Source organism: Rahnella sp. GSA61A, from assembly GCF_019969905.1.
GTDB classification, from domain to species: domain Bacteria; phylum Pseudomonadota; class Gammaproteobacteria; order Enterobacterales; family Enterobacteriaceae; genus Rahnella; species Rahnella aceris.
Map to the genome: position 1 here is coordinate 429118 of NZ_JAHXYO010000002.1, position 14502 is coordinate 443619.

At 50.7% G+C, this 14502-nt stretch carries 14 protein-coding genes; 11 read left to right on the forward strand and 3 right to left on the reverse strand.

Features of this window, described 5'->3' with window-relative positions:
* Window positions 1-28 precede the first annotated feature (28 nt).
* Complete coding sequence (gene pyrC, locus LC431_RS04140; protein ID WP_037037326.1) at window positions 29-1078, reverse strand: dihydroorotase; 1050 nt, start codon at window positions 1076-1078, stop codon at window positions 29-31.
* 223 nt (window positions 1079-1301) lie between these two features.
* Between pyrC and LC431_RS04145 the strand changes: the two genes are divergently transcribed.
* Window positions 1302-1589 carry a putative quinol monooxygenase gene (locus LC431_RS04145; RefSeq protein ID WP_013576254.1) on the forward strand — a complete coding sequence of 96 codons (288 nt, stop codon included), beginning with the start codon at window positions 1302-1304 and terminating at the stop codon, window positions 1587-1589.
* Between the two features lie 73 nt (window positions 1590-1662).
* Here LC431_RS04145 and rne read toward each other — a convergent pair whose 3' ends face one another.
* Window positions 1663-4947: a ribonuclease E gene (rne, locus tag LC431_RS04150; protein ID WP_223509305.1), complete on the reverse strand. Its 3285-nt coding sequence runs from the start codon at window positions 4945-4947 to the stop codon at window positions 1663-1665.
* 600 nt (window positions 4948-5547) lie between these two features.
* Here rne and rluC point away from each other — a divergent pair.
* Window positions 5548-6510: a 23S rRNA pseudouridine(955/2504/2580) synthase RluC gene (rluC, locus tag LC431_RS04155; protein ID WP_013576252.1), complete on the forward strand. Its 963-nt coding sequence runs from the start codon at window positions 5548-5550 to the stop codon at window positions 6508-6510.
* Window positions 6511-6559: 49 nt separating this feature from the next.
* Here the strand turns inward: rluC and LC431_RS04160 are convergent, their stop codons facing one another.
* The gene (locus LC431_RS04160; RefSeq protein WP_131638040.1) at window positions 6560-7153 is read right to left on the reverse strand and encodes a nucleoside triphosphate pyrophosphatase; all 594 of its coding nucleotides are present in this window, start codon (window positions 7151-7153) and stop codon (window positions 6560-6562) included.
* 142 nt (window positions 7154-7295) lie between these two features.
* Between LC431_RS04160 and yceD the strand changes: the two genes are divergently transcribed.
* The 9 genes from yceD (at window position 7296) to pabC (ending at window position 14496) form a co-directional block, all read left to right on the forward strand.
* On the forward strand, window positions 7296-7820 hold the full coding sequence (yceD, locus tag LC431_RS04165) for a 23S rRNA accumulation protein YceD (RefSeq protein ID WP_013576250.1): 525 nt from the start codon (window positions 7296-7298) through the stop codon (window positions 7818-7820).
* Between the two features lie 12 nt (window positions 7821-7832).
* Window positions 7833-8000 (forward strand): 50S ribosomal protein L32, encoded by a 168-nt coding sequence (gene rpmF / locus LC431_RS04170; protein WP_013576249.1) that lies wholly within the window; start codon window positions 7833-7835, stop codon window positions 7998-8000.
* Between the two features lie 48 nt (window positions 8001-8048).
* Window positions 8049-9083, forward strand: a complete 1035-nt coding sequence (gene plsX / locus LC431_RS04175; RefSeq protein ID WP_223509307.1) for a phosphate acyltransferase PlsX — start codon at window positions 8049-8051, stop codon at window positions 9081-9083.
* A gap of 6 nt (window positions 9084-9089) precedes the next feature.
* Window positions 9090-10043 (forward strand): beta-ketoacyl-ACP synthase III, encoded by a 954-nt coding sequence (locus LC431_RS04180; RefSeq protein WP_013576247.1) that lies wholly within the window; start codon window positions 9090-9092, stop codon window positions 10041-10043.
* A gap of 18 nt (window positions 10044-10061) precedes the next feature.
* On the forward strand, window positions 10062-10991 hold the full coding sequence (gene fabD / locus LC431_RS04185) for an ACP S-malonyltransferase (RefSeq protein WP_013576246.1): 930 nt from the start codon (window positions 10062-10064) through the stop codon (window positions 10989-10991).
* 13 nt (window positions 10992-11004) lie between these two features.
* Window positions 11005-11739, forward strand: coding sequence for a 3-oxoacyl-ACP reductase FabG (gene fabG / locus LC431_RS04190; RefSeq protein WP_013576245.1), 735 nt, complete (start codon window positions 11005-11007; stop codon window positions 11737-11739).
* Between the two features lie 153 nt (window positions 11740-11892).
* Window positions 11893-12129, forward strand: a complete 237-nt coding sequence (acpP, locus tag LC431_RS04195; RefSeq protein ID WP_015690190.1) for an acyl carrier protein — start codon at window positions 11893-11895, stop codon at window positions 12127-12129.
* A gap of 101 nt (window positions 12130-12230) precedes the next feature.
* Window positions 12231-13472, forward strand: coding sequence for a beta-ketoacyl-ACP synthase II (fabF, locus tag LC431_RS04200; RefSeq protein ID WP_013576244.1), 1242 nt, complete (start codon window positions 12231-12233; stop codon window positions 13470-13472).
* Window positions 13473-13698: 226 nt separating this feature from the next.
* Window positions 13699-14496 (forward strand): aminodeoxychorismate lyase, encoded by a 798-nt coding sequence (gene pabC, locus LC431_RS04205; protein WP_217216580.1) that lies wholly within the window; start codon window positions 13699-13701, stop codon window positions 14494-14496.
* Window positions 14497-14502 lie beyond the last annotated feature (6 nt).

Below are 14502 nucleotides of genomic sequence, written 5' to 3' on the forward strand. Positions count from 1 at the left end.
TGCAATACACGCTTGTGAGAATTTGTATTTAGTTCGACGTCACTTTCCAGTTCAGTGTCTGACCTGCGAGGAATGGCACAACAGATTCATTGCCCAATGCAATTTCTTCCGGCTGCGTCACCGGTATACGAGACATTTCGATGAAGTCTTCATTGAGCGGCAGGCCATAGAAACGCGGGCCGTTAAGGGAGCAAAACGCCTCAAAGTGTTGCAGTGCATTCATTTCTTCAAAGACGGTCGCATAAGCCGATAACGCCAGTGGGGCATTGAAGCAACCTGCACATCCGCAGCTCGATTCTTTACGGTCTTTGGTGTGCGGCGCAGAGTCGGTACCGAGGAAGAAGCGATCCGCGCCGCTGGCGATGACCTCACGCAATGCTTCCTGATGAACGTTGCGTTTGAGAATGGGGAGACAGAACAGGTGAGGGCGCACGCCGCCAACCAGCATGTGATTGCGGTTGAACATCAGATGCTGCGGCGTAATGGTTGCGCCCAGATACTGATTGCCGGAAAGAACATACTGCGCGGCTTCTTTGGTGGTGATGTGCTCGAAGACAATTTTCAATTCAGGGAACTGACGACGCACCGGATCCATAACTTCATCAATGAAGCGGGCTTCACGATCAAAAATATCAACATGGTTGTGAGTGACTTCACCGTGGATCAGCAAAGGCATACCGATTTTCTGCATACGTTCCAAAACAGGGTAAATCATTTTGGTATCAGAAACGCCATGCTGGGAATTTGTTGTCGCGTTGGCCGGATACAGTTTTGCTGCTGTGAACACGCCTTGCTCGAAACCGCGGGCAATTTCTTCCGGATCCAGAGAATCGGTCAGATAGCAGGTCATCAGAGGGGTAAAATTATGTCCGACAGGCAACGCGGCCATAATACGTTCACGATATGCTATCGCAGCCGCCACGGTGGTTACGGGAGGGCTCAGGTTTGGCATGACAATCGCACGACCAAATACTTCACTGGTGAAAGGTAACACCGTGCTGAGCATTTGGTCGTCACGAAGGTGAATATGCCAGTCATCTGGACGGCGGATTTTCAAAACTTGCGGTGTTGCGGTCATCAGGCAAAACTCCGGCATTGAGAGACAAGATATTGGGATCAGGTGCGGTAATGGGAGCATTAACGGCGGGGAACAAGAATAAGCGTAAAAGCGATGTGTTGCATCTGTTAAATAAAGTTCGTATTGAAATCAATGTGTCGAAAGGTTCATAGTGGGGACAGATTTTAGTCAGAGTGCTTACCGGTTCGCCGCTAAGCATGACCAAAAAAACAGGAGAACCATTATGGAAATCAGAGTTGTTGCCACTATTGTCGCTAAAAAAGAGTTTACGGCAAAAGTGACAGAAGCGTTGCTTGACGTAATTGAACCAAGCCGACAGGAAGTAGGGTGCCTGCAATATGAGTTGCATCAGGATCTCGATACAGAAGGGACTTTTGTTTTCTACGAGCGATGGGCCTCTGAAGAAGCGCTGAATCAGCACAACAAAACTGAACATTTCCAGCATTTTGCAAAAAGCCTGGAAGGTAAACTGGAGGAACTCACGATTCGCCGGTTGAAAAGTCTGGCCTGATGAGATTGAATCTTCAACAGTTTCTATAAAAAAACCCGCCGAGGCGGGTTTTTTTAGACTGAGTGGTCAGCGATTACTCGGCTGGCATCTCAGGTTTGGTGGCCGGGGCTGTTGCAGTGGTGGCTGCCGCATGGCCGCCTGCAGAGCCCTTACCCTCAAAGTTGAACTCAGGACGAATCCAGTCACTGTGACGAGGTGGCTCTGGCACATAGGCAGGTGCTGGCGCCTTCGTCATTGGCGCGGTTGCGAGGTGCTTGAAGCGAGGTGCAACAACCGCAGCTTCAGTACCTGTCGGAGCGGCTGCGACTGGCGCAGTTTCCACAGCAGGTTTAACTTCAGCAACAGGTTCAGCTTTCACTTCGGGTTCGGCGACTGGCGCAGGTGCCTGAACTTCAGATGCAGCGAGAACATCTGTGGGTTCAACGATCGCAGGCTCGAGCGCTTCTGGCGCAACATCAACCACAGGTGTTTCTGCAACAGGTTCAGCTGTTGCCGGTTCGACCAGCACTGGCTCGTCGGCTACAGGCTGTGCAACGTCTGCTGCTGCGATTTCGGCCGGCACCTCTTGTGGTGCAGCGTCAACAACATCATTGACAGGCTCTGCGACTGGCTGTTGCGTAACTTCAGTGATGTCAGATATGACCGGCGTATTCGCCTGTGCAATCTCGACCTGCTCAGTCAGCACTTCAGGAGTTTCTGTTTCAGTAACCTGTTGTTCAGAGGACTGAGCAACCGGATAAGTGACCCAGACTTTACCCGAAGCCATTTCCGGAGAAACGAACGCACCTGCAAGTGGCATTGGTGACTGGGTCGGATAACGCTCATCACGATAACGACGACGACGTTGGCCGCTTACACGCAGATGGCGTGGAGAACGACGTGAACGACGTGGCATGCCATTTTCACGGGCGTTGTCATTCTGATTATCTTCGTTATCAGCAACGTTTGCGGTTTCAGCATTAGAAGGTTCCTGCTCAGTAATCGCTGGCGCCGCAGGGCGAGTGCCGGTGATCAATAATTGAGCTGCAGCTTCTTCTTCATGATCAACTTCTGCTTCAGATTCGAAACGGATTTTATGCGATAACTGACGACGCTGACGGCGCTGAGTTGGCTGACGATCTTCCTGCTCAGTTTCATCGGTAACCACCGGAGCAGCAACTTGTTCGACAACTGCGACATCCTGAACTTTCTCTTCAGTTTGTGGTTTACGCTTGTCTTCAGAACGGCGACGCGAACGTTCACGGCGAGGCTGTTGCTGCTGTTCTTCACGAGCAACAGTTTCAACTTCTTCGCTACGGGTTTCGGTAACAACCTGTTCCTGATTACGGCGGCCACGGCGCTGCTGATCATCACGCTGTTCGCGATTATTTTCGCGGGTATCACGGCTTTCACCACGATTATCACGATTGTTGTCACGACCTTCGCCACGTTCACCACGATTACCGCGGTCATTGCGCTCACCGCGTTCTCCGTTGCGATCACGACGTCCGCCCTGGCGGCGTTGATTACGGCGTTCGTTGTTACGACGGTTTTCCGTTTCAGTAGCTTCCGGCGTCTCTTGCGGTGCTTCAACAGGTTTAACTTCCTGCTGTGGCTCCGGTGCGAACAAGCTTTTCAACCCACTCAGAAGGCGGCTGACAAACCCTGATTTCTCAGCAACAGGTGTCGCAGGCGCATTAACTGTTGCCGTTCGGGTTTTAACCGGTTCTTCGGTCACTGTTGCCTGCTCAAAGCTGGATGGAGGCGCTTCGCTTTGAAGCGCAAACGCAGCCAGAGCCGGTTGCTCAGGACGACGACGTTCAGTCGGCAACTCTTCTGAAGGTTGCAGCATTTCCGCTTCATGAATCTGTGGCAGCAAATAGCTCAGTGCAGAAATTTCTTCGCCTTTACGAACGCGAAGAACATGGTAGTGCGGAGTTTGCATCTGATCGTTAGGCACGATCACTGCACGCACACCACCCTGACGTTTCTCGATGGCATTCACCGATTCACGTTTTTCGTTCAGCAAGTAAGAAGCGATTGGCACCGGAACGATGGCATGCACTTCTTTAGTATTTTCTTTCAGTGCTTCTTCTTCGATCAAGCGCAGAATCGACAGTGACAGAGATTCGTTGTCACGGACGGTACCAGTACCTGCACAACGCGGGCAGATATGGTGCGTTGATTCACCCAATGACGGGCTGAGGCGCTGACGGGACATTTCCAGCAAACCGAAACGGGAAATGCGGCCGATTTGAATACGGGCGCGGTCCTGACGAACGGCATCACGCAGACGATTTTCTACTTCGCGCTGGTGGCGAACAGGTGTCATGTCGATGAAGTCGATAACAATCAGACCACCGAGGTCACGCAGGCGTAACTGACGGGCAATTTCATCTGCAGCTTCAAGGTTGGTGTTGAATGCGGTTTCTTCGATATCGCCGCCGCGGGTTGCACGCGCGGAGTTGATGTCGATAGCGGTCAGCGCTTCGGTGCTGTCGATAACAATAGAGCCACCGGAAGGCAGACGGACTTCGCGCTGGAAAGCGGATTCAATCTGCGATTCGATTTGGTAATGACTGAACAGCGGAATTTCGCCAACATACGGCTTAATTTTGCTGCTGAAATCAGGACGACCCAGAGCAGCAATATGTTCTTTTGCCAGCTCGAGGACTTTCGGGTTATCGATGAGGATCTCACCGATGTCCGGGCGCAGGTAATCACGAAACGCACGAACGATAACGTTGCTTTCCTGATGGATCAGGAATGGCGCAGGGCGGCCTTCAGCGGCTTTCTTGATCGCATCCCAATGCTTAAGACGGAAAGTCAGGTCCCACTGCAGAGCTTCTGCGGATTTACCGACACCGGCAGTACGCACAATCAGGCCCATGCCATCAGGCAGTTGCAGGGAAGACAAGGCTTCTTTCAGTTCAGTACGGTCATCGCCTTCAATACGGCGGGAAATACCCCCTGCGCGTGGATTGTTTGGCATCAGAACCAGATAACTACCGGCCAGACTGATAAACGTCGTCAGTGCTGCGCCTTTATTTCCACGCTCTTCTTTATCTACCTGAACAATGACTTCCTGGCCTTCGCGCAACACATCTTTGATGTTCGGGCGGCCATGGGAAGAATAATTGCTTGGGAAATATTCGCGGGAAATTTCTTTCAGAGGGAGGAAACCATGTCGTTCCGCGCCGTAATCTACGAATGCTGCTTCCAGACTTGGCTCAATGCGGGTGATTTTACCTTTGTAAATATTCGCTTTTTTCTGCTCATGGCCCGGACTTTCAATATCCAAATCATACAGCCGCTGTCCATCTACGAGGGCAACGCGCAACTCTTCTTGCTGAGTTGCGTTAATCAACATTCTTTTCATCTTAACTTACTCATTATTATTCCATTATTGACAGAGCTGCGGGCAAAATGACCTCATGACCGGATAAACCGTTGGCCCCGAGTCTTCTCGCAAATCGTCAACCTCACGGCTGTCGCTTGCATAGGGGCGCATTATTTCGGTAAGTCTGCTTTTGCTGTATTAAAGACACCAGCGTTGTGAAAGCAGCACTTTTATTAGGGGAATAGCTTCTGAATTTACGTTAACAGATCTCATTCCATTCGCCGGCCAAGCTGCAACCCGCAGCCCGCTAATTGCTTGATTTCACATTACGTCTTACGCCATTGCTGCGTTTTTGTGCGATCAGGCAAATCTATAATTCCTGCGTTTTCCCTAACTTAAGAGAAACAACGCCGAAAGTGACTTCATTATTCCATTGCAGGCACTGTGATAGCAAGGTGACTTTTCCCAAGCAGGTAAGATATTTACCTCAATGAGAGATGCGCCGCATTGTCAGAACCTGAGCTTTCTTAAAAAACAGGGGGGGTGAGAAGGTTTTCCTATGCTGTTACTGGTAAAGTAAAAGTTAAGCACATAAAAATCAGTGGCGCGAACCGTGCCGGATATTTAGAATCGCGAGCCATGAAAACTGAGAATCCAACTGTACAATTAATCCCCATTTCTGACGACGAAGCCGGTCAGCGTATCGACAACTTCTTACTTAAAATCCTTAAGGGCGTGCCGAAGAGCATGATCTATCGCATCGTGCGTAAGGGTGAAGTGCGGGTAAATAAGAAAAGAATTAAGCCGGAATATAAATTAATTGCCGGTGATGAAGTGCGTGTCCCGCCCGTTCGTGTTGCTGAACGTGATGAAGCGCCAGTTTCTGCAAAGCTGGATAAAGTCGCCGCGCTGGCGGATTGCATCTTATATGAAGACGATCATTTGCTGATCCTTAATAAACCTTCCGGCACTGCCGTACACGGCGGCAGTGGTTTAAGTTTCGGCGTGATTGAAGGCCTGCGCGCGCTGCGTCCGGATGCTCGTTTTCTGGAACTGGTTCACCGTCTGGACCGTGATACTTCCGGTGTTTTGCTGGTCGCCAAGAAACGCTCTGCACTGCGTTCCTTACATGAGCAACTGCGTGTGAAAAGCATGCAAAAGGATTATCTGGCGCTGGTCCGGGGTGAATGGCCGTCACACTGCAAAGTCGTGCAGGCCCCTTTACTGAAAAATATTCTGCAAAGCGGCGAACGTATTGTCAGGGTTAATGCCGAAGGCAAGCCTTCAGAAACGCGCTTCAAAATTGAAGAACGTTATGAGTTTGCAACTCTGGTGAAAGCCAGCCCGGTGACCGGCAGAACCCATCAGATCCGCGTACACGCATTGCATGCCGGACATCCGATTGCATTTGATGACCGTTATGGTGAGCGAGATTTCGATGCAAAACTGTCCGGAACTGGCCTCAATCGTTTATTCCTGCATGCGGCGGCGTTGCGTTTTGAGCATCCGAACACGGGGGAGACGATGCGTATTGAAGCACCGATGGATGCTAAACTGCGTAACTGTCTGAAAGTTTTACGGGGTAAAACGACAGCACGTTAAAGCACGAATAGTAAACAGAGGCGCACAGAGTGCGCCTTTTTTATTCCTTTTATAGCAACGGATTGATGCCTTCCTGACGCAACAAGGCGAGCAGGGCAATAAGAGGCAACCCGATCAGCGTGTTCGGGTCGCGTCCTGCCAGACTGTCGAAAAGTGTGATCCCCAGTCCTTCGCATTTAAAGCTCCCGGCACAGTCATAAGGTTGTTCGCGATGCAAATAACCGGTAATTTCTTCATCAGTTAATGACCGGAAGGTCACGTCAAATGTTTCACATAAAGTCTGCGCCGTTTGTGTTTCGCCGTTATACAGGCTCAGGCCGGTGTAAAACGTCACTGTCTTGCCACTGGCAGCACGCAACTGGTGGAATGCGTTATCAAACGTGTGCGGCTTGCCGGTTATTTTTCTGTCAATCACGCAGACCTGATCAGAACCGATTATCAGGTGTTCAGGATACAAAGCTGTAAGCACGCTGGCTTTGCTGTAAGCCAGACGCTGCACCAGTTCGGCGGGTTTTTCGTCCCGACCCGGCGTCTCATCAATGGCGGGTGAGGCGCAGGAAAATACCAGGCCGGCTTTATCGAGAAGGGCCTTGCGGTAAACCGATGTTGAAGCCAGAAGTAATTTTTTTTGATGTGCTGACATAATTTTTTTTCACAAAGCGTAGCGTTATTGAATCGCACATTTTAAACTGTCGGCCGCTGCGGAAGCGAATATTGGTGAAAGGTGCGGTTTTAAGGCCTTTTTCTTTGACTCTCTGTCGTTACAAAGTTAATATGCGCGCCCTATGCAAAAAGTAAAATTACCCCTGACCCTTGATGCGGTTCGCACTGCCCAGAAGCGTTTAGACTATACAGGTGTCTATACTGCTGATCAGGTTACGCGTGTTGCCCAATCAGTGGTCAGTGTGGATTCTGATATACAAACCTCTTTGTCGTTTAATATCGACAACCAGCGTCTGGCTGTGATTACCGGCCACTCCGATGTTGCTGTCACTCTGGAATGCCAGAGATGCGGTAAGACGTTTGAACATCAGGTTCACACAACATATTGTTTTAGTCCTGTCCAGAATGATGAACAGGCTGAGGCATTACCGGAAGCGTACGAGCCGATCGAAGTCGATGATTTTGGCGAAGTTGATTTGCTGGCAATGATTGAAGACGAAATTATTCTTTCACTGCCTGTCGTGCCGGTACATGAATCTGAACACTGTGAAGTGTCCGAAGCGGACATGGTATTCGGTAAACTGCCTGAAGAGGCGGAGAAACCAAATCCATTTGCCGTATTAGCGAGTTTAAAGAAAAGTACTTAAGGAGTAAGGTCCATGGCCGTACAACAGAATAAACCAACCCGTTCTAAACGTGGCATGCGTCGTTCACATGATGCTCTGACCACTTCCACTCTGTCTGTGGACAAGACTTCTGGTGAAACTCACCTGCGTCACCACATCACTGCCGACGGTTTCTACCGCGGTCGCAAGGTAATCGGCTGATATTTGTCTGCAACTTATTCACGTGATAAGTGCTGGCAAGGCGATACCTTGACTCGTCTAACCATCGCGTTAGATGTAATGGGCGGAGATTTCGGTCCTTCCGTCACAGTGCCTGCTTCATTGCAGGCACTGATCTCTAATTCTGAATTAGACCTCCTTCTGGTCGGCGATCCCGACGCAATCACACCTTTCTTAGCCAAAGCCGATCCTTCTTTAACAGAAAGAATTCGGATAATTCCTGCTGAATCAGTTATAGCCAGCGATTTACGCGCGTCGCAAGCTATACGGGCCAGCAAAGGAAGCTCGATGCGTGTGGCGTTGGAACTGATCAAGAGTGGTGACGCACTGGCGTGTGTCAGTGCCGGGAATACCGGCGCACTGATGGGATTAGCCAAGCTGGTTGTCAAGCCGCTGGATGGTATTGAGCGTCCGGCGTTGATGAGCGTGCTACCTAACCAGCAACGTAGTAAAACTGTGGTGCTGGATCTGGGCGCCAACGTTGAGTGCGACAGCACGATGTTGGTCCAGTTTGCCGTGATGGGGGCTGTGATGGCCGAACAGGTGGTGGGGATCACGAATCCCCGCGTTGCCTTGCTCAATATCGGCGAAGAGGAAAGCAAAGGGCTGGATAATATCCGTGAAGCCGCCGCGATTTTAAAAAATACCGCACTAATCAACTATATCGGTTATCTTGAAGGTAACGACCTTCTGACCGGTAAAACAGATGTGATGGTGTGTGACGGCTTTGTGGGTAACGTTACGCTCAAGACCATGGAAGGTGTAATAAGGATGTTTTTGTCACTGTTAAAATCCTCGGGAGAGGGTGGCAAGAAGGCCTGGTGGTTGAAATGGTTAGGTCGGATTCTGCAGAAAAAATTGCTAAAGCGTTTTAGCCATCTCAATCCCGACCAGTATAATGGCGCATGTTTGTTAGGATTACGGGGCATCGTTATTAAAAGCCACGGCGGAGCAAACCAGCGTGCGTTTGCTGTTGCTATCGAACAGGCTGTGCAGGCGGTGCAGCGGCAAGTCCCTCCGCGGATTGCCGCGCGCCTTGAAGCTGTATTACCCAAGAGTGACTGATCGTACATGTATACAAAGATTCTCGGTACGGGGAGCTATTTGCCCGTGCAAGTTCGGACTAATGCCGACTTAGAAAAAATGGTGGATACCTCCGACGAGTGGATCGTCACACGTACGGGTATTCGTGAACGTCGTATCGCTGCACCGGATGAGACTGTGGCCACAATGGGCCTGCACGCTGCTGAAAAAGCACTTGAAATGGCCAGCGTCAGCGCAAGCGACGTAGGTTTGATCATTGTTGCAACAACCTCATCTTCACATGCATTCCCGAGTTCAGCCTGCCAGGTGCAGAATATGCTCGGCATCAGGGATTGCGCAGCGTTCGATCTGGCGGCGGCATGTGCAGGTTTCACCTATGCGCTGAGCGTTGCCGATCAATACATTAAAAACGGTGCTGTAAAATACGCGCTGGTGATTGGATCTGATGTGCTATCCCGTAAACTCGATCCTGAAGATCGTGGCACGGTGATCCTCTTTGGAGATGGCGCTGGCGCAGTATTGCTGGGAGCTTCCGAAGAGCAAGGCATCATCTCCACTCACATGCATGCCGATGGTCATTACGGTAATCTGTTGACGTTGGCGTACCCTAGCCAGTCAGAACCAGAAAAACCTGCTTATGTCACTATGGCGGGTAATGAAGTCTTCAAAGTCGCGGTGACTGAGTTGGCGCACATTGTTGATGAAACCCTGACGGCAAATAATCTCGACCGCTCCGCTCTTGACTGGCTGGTGCCACATCAGGCGAACCTGCGTATCATCAGCGCAACAGCGAAAAAGCTGGGCATGGGCATGGATAAAGTCGTTGTTACGCTCGATCGTCATGGCAATACGTCGGCGGCTTCTGTGCCTGCAGCACTTGACGAAGCGGTCCGGGACGGCAGAATTCAGCGCGGGCAATTAGTGTTGCTCGAAGCATTTGGCGGTGGCTTTACCTGGGGCTCGGCGCTGGTACGTTTTTGATTTAACAGGATGATAAAAATGACAAAAATAGCGGTGGTTTTCCCTGGTCAGGGTTCTCAGACACTCGGTATGCTGGCTGATTTAGCCGCTGCGCATCCGGTGGTTGAAGAAACATTTGCCGAGGCTTCTTCGGCACTGGGGTACGATTTATGGCAGTTGGTGCAGCAGGGGCCGGCTGAAGAACTGAATAAAACCTGGCAGACGCAACCGGCATTGCTGGCCGCTTCTGTCGCCATCTGGCGCGTATGGCAGCAACAGAATGGCACTCAGCCTGTTCTGATGGCTGGCCACAGTCTGGGTGAGTATTCCGCTTTGGTTTGTGCTGGTGTACTGGATTTTAAACAGGCGATTTCTCTGGTTGAACTGCGCGGTAAGCTGATGCAGGAAGCCGTTCCGGCCGGAACTGGCGCGATGTATGCGATCATTGGTCTGGATAATGATGCCATTGCCAAAGCTTGTGAAGAATCTGCACAGGGTCAGGTTGTTTCTCCGGTGAACTTTAACTCGCCTGGTCAGGTTGTGATCGCGGGTAACAAAGAAGCCGTAGAACGCGCTGGTGCAGCATGTAAAGAAGCCGGTGCAAAACGTGCTCTGCCTCTGCCTGTCAGCGTACCTTCACATTGTGCACTGATGAAGCCAGCCGCTGAAAAGATGGCGATTGCGCTCGAAAATGTCACTTTCAATGCGCCACAGTACTCTGTCGTGAATAACGTTGACGTGAAAGTCGAAACGTCTCCTGAAGCGATCCGCAGTGCGCTGGTACGTCAGTTGTACAGCCCGGTTCGCTGGACTGAGTCTGTCGAATACATCGCTGCACAAGGCGTAGAACAGTTATTAGAAGTGGGACCAGGTAAAGTGCTGACCGGTCTGACCAAACGTATTGTTGACACCCTGACGGCTGCCGCTGTGAATGACACGGCAAGTCTGGCAGCGGCGCTTGAACAGTAATAAGAGGATGAGTATGAGCTTCGAAGGCAAAATTGCACTGGTTACCGGTGCCAGCCGTGGTATTGGCCGCGCAATCGCAGAAAAACTGGTTGCTGGTGGCGCGAAAGTGATCGGCACTGCGACCAGCGAGAAAGGCGCAGAAGCGATCGGCGAATATTTAGGCGAAAATGGCAAAGGTATCATGCTCAATGTGGTTGATTCTGCATCTATTGAGCAAGTATTGGCGACGATTCGAGCTGAATTTGGCGAAATTGATATTTTAGTTAATAATGCCGGCATTACCCGTGATAACCTTCTCATGCGTATGAAGGATGATGAGTGGCAGGATATCCTGGATACGAACCTGACTTCAGTGTTTCGGCTGTCAAAAGCTGTCATGCGGGCTATGATGAAGAAACGGTGTGGACGGATTATTACAATTGGTTCCGTTGTTGGCACCATGGGTAACGCAGGGCAGGCGAATTACGCGGCGGCTAAAGCTGGCTTGATTGGTTTTAGTAAGTCTTTGGCACGTGAGGTCGCTTCACGTGGCATTACTGTCAACGTCGTCGCTCCTGGCTTTATTGAGACGGATATGACAAGGGCGTTGACAGATGATCAACGCGCAGGCATTTTGTCATCAGTTCCAGCCAACCGGTTGGGCGATGCCAAAGAAATTGCCAGCGCCGTTGCTTTTTTAGCCTCTGACGAGGCCAGCTACATCACGGGTGAAACATTACATGTCAATGGCGGCATGTACATGATTTAAAAATTACGAAATTATTTGCGTTTTTTGCGGTAAAAACCGCAAAATAGAGCAAATTCGTGGTTTGAACAGCCTGGATTTAGTTGCATCTTTTTCAACATTTTATACACTACGAAAACCATCGCGAAAGCGAGTTTTGATAGGAAATTTAAGAGTATGAGCACTATCGAAGAACGCGTTAAGAAAATCATCGTTGAACAGCTGGGTGTTAAACAGGAAGAAGTAGTGAATGCTGCATCTTTCGTAGACGACCTTGGCGCTGATTCTCTCGACACCGTTGAGCTGGTTATGGCTCTGGAAGAAGAGTTTGATACCGAGATCCCTGACGAAGAAGCTGAAAAAATCACTACTGTTCAGGCAGCAATTGATTTTATCAACGCTAGCCAACAGTAAGCGTACATGCTTTAAGTTTAGATAGTTAGGCGGTCATTTGACCGCCTAAGTTTTTTTTATCCCACGGTATTACTACTTTTTTCCCTCCCTGGAGGACATACGTGTCTAAGCGTCGAGTTGTAGTGACTGGACTGGGCATGCTGTCTCCTGTCGGCAATACTGTAGAGTCCACTTGGAACGCTCTCCTTGCCGGTCAGAGTGGCATCAGCCTGATCGACCATTTTGATACTAGTGCCTACGCAACGCGTTTTGCTGGCTTAGTAAAAGATTTTAACTGTGAAGACTTCATCCCGCGCAAAGATGCCCGCAAGATGGATGCCTTTATTCAGTATGGTATTACTGCCGGTATTCAGGCGATGCAAGACTCCGGGCTTGAGGTAACTGCTGAGAACGCGCCACGCATTGGTGCGGCGATCGGTTCCGGTATCGGTGGGCTTGGTCTGATTGAAGAAAACCATTCCTCATTGGTTAACGGCGGACCCCGCAAAATTAGTCCTTTCTTCGTTCCATCCACTATCGTCAACATGATTGCAGGTCATTTGAGTATCATGTTCGGGTTGCGTGGGCCGAGTATTTCTATTGCAACAGCCTGTACTTCTGGGGTGCATAATATTGGTCATGCAGCACGTATCATCGCTTATAACGATGCCGACGTGATGCTGGCAGGCGGCGCGGAAAAAGCCAGTACCCCGTTGGGCGTCGGTGGATTCGGTGCAGCACGCGCGCTTTCAACGCGCAATGACAATCCTCAGGCGGCGAGTCGTCCGTGGGATAAAGATCGTGATGGTTTCGTACTGGGTGACGGCGCAGGTATTATGGTGCTGGAAGAGTACGAACATGCCCGTAAACGCGGTGCAAAAATTTATGCTGAAATTGTCGGTTTTGGCATGAGCAGCGATGCTTACCATATGACATCACCGCCGGAAGATGGCGCGGGTGCGGCATTGGCGATGGAGAACGCACTGCGTGACGCGGGTGTTTCTGCGGCTCAGATTGGTTACATCAACGCACACGGCACCTCGACTGCGGCGGGTGATAAAGCCGAAGCCCAGGCGGTTAAATCCGTCTTTGGTGCTGATGCGCATAAAGTTATGGTCAGCTCGACAAAGTCGATGACCGGCCATCTCTTAGGCGCAGCGGGTGCGGTGGAGTCCATTTTCACCTTGCTGGCATTACGCGACCAGGCGGTTCCGCCGACCATCAATCTGGATAATCCGGATGAAGGTTGTGATCTGGATTTCGTCCCTCACGAAGCGCGCCAGGTTAAAGATATGCAGTATTCCTTGTGCAACTCGTTCGGTTTCGGTGGTACCAATGGTTCGCTGGTATTCCGTAAGATCTGATCCCGCACAAGCTGTGTTTGTGAAGGCCCGTTAATCGGGCCTTTTTGTTGTCTGAATTAAAGCGAAGACTGAATACAACAATGCGTAAACGGGATGCGTGTTCCTGCTGGCAGCGCGTGTCAATACGATAAAGTAAGAATGCTCTCCTTGATGCGACAGACCGGCTCACGCAGGCTCTGCTGTCAGAGAATCGTGACCATAAGCTCCAGAACCGGAGGAAGTAACCATGTGGATTAATGGTGTGGCGGCCGCGATGTTGTCGGCAAGTGACCGTTCAGTGCAGTTTGGCGACGGTTGCTTTACCACAGCCAGGGTGTCAGACGGTGTGATTGTGTTTCTGGCCGGGCATATTCAGCGTCTGCAACGTGCTGCGTCGGTACTGCGGATTGAAGGTGTGGACTGGACGGCTCTGGAACAGGAAATGGTTCTGGCTGCCGGACAGCAGAAAGAGGCAGTGGTTAAAGCCGTCGTGACGCGCGGGCAGGGCGGCCGAGGTTACAGCGCCGCAGGTTGCTCTGCGCCGACGCGTATTGTTTCTGCGTCTGATTATCCGGTGCATTATCACGCGTGGCGGCAACAGGGCGTGAAACTCGCGCTGAGCCCGGTCACACTGAGTAAGAACCCGTTGCTGGCCGGAATAAAACATCTTAACCGGCTGGAACAGGTAATGATCCGCATGCATCTTGACCAGACAGATGCCAATGAAGCGCTGGTGGTTGACACCTCGGGCTGCCTGGTGGAATGCTGTGCGGCAAATTTATTCTGGCGTAAGGGAAATCAGGTGTTTACTCCGGATTTATCGCAGTCCGGCGTTGATGGTCTTATGCGTCAGCACATCATCCGCGTACTTGAAGCGACATCCCCCTGGGTTGTGAACATCGTCAGTGAATCTGCGGAAACATTATCAGATGCTGACGAAATCCTGATTTGTAACGCCCTGATGCCCGTTCTGCCGGTGAATCAGGTCGATGACAAATATTACATTTCACGGCGTTTGTGCGATTTCCTGATCCAGAGCTGTTAAGAAAAA

Bases quoted from the DNA above. Each gene is read 5' to 3' on its own strand.
- pyrC (WP_037037326.1), bottom strand. From the start codon at position 1,078: ATGACCGCAACACCGCAAGTTTTGAAAATCCGCCGTCCAGATGACTGG.
- LC431_RS04145 (WP_013576254.1), top strand. From the start codon at position 1,302: ATGGAAATCAGAGTTGTTGCCACTATTGTCGCTAAAAAAGAGTTTACG.
- rne (WP_223509305.1), bottom strand. From the start codon at position 4,947: ATGAAAAGAATGTTGATTAACGCAACTCAGCAAGAAGAGTTGCGCGTT.
- rluC (WP_013576252.1), top strand. From the start codon at position 5,548: ATGAAAACTGAGAATCCAACTGTACAATTAATCCCCATTTCTGACGAC.
- LC431_RS04160 (WP_131638040.1), bottom strand. From the start codon at position 7,153: ATGTCAGCACATCAAAAAAAATTACTTCTGGCTTCAACATCGGTTTAC.
- yceD (WP_013576250.1), top strand. From the start codon at position 7,296: ATGCAAAAAGTAAAATTACCCCTGACCCTTGATGCGGTTCGCACTGCC.
- rpmF (WP_013576249.1), top strand. From the start codon at position 7,833: ATGGCCGTACAACAGAATAAACCAACCCGTTCTAAACGTGGCATGCGT.
- LC431_RS04180 (WP_013576247.1), top strand. From the start codon at position 9,090: ATGTATACAAAGATTCTCGGTACGGGGAGCTATTTGCCCGTGCAAGTT.
- fabD (WP_013576246.1), top strand. From the start codon at position 10,062: ATGACAAAAATAGCGGTGGTTTTCCCTGGTCAGGGTTCTCAGACACTC.
- fabG (WP_013576245.1), top strand. From the start codon at position 11,005: ATGAGCTTCGAAGGCAAAATTGCACTGGTTACCGGTGCCAGCCGTGGT.
- acpP (WP_015690190.1), top strand. From the start codon at position 11,893: ATGAGCACTATCGAAGAACGCGTTAAGAAAATCATCGTTGAACAGCTG.
- pabC (WP_217216580.1), top strand. From the start codon at position 13,699: ATGTGGATTAATGGTGTGGCGGCCGCGATGTTGTCGGCAAGTGACCGT.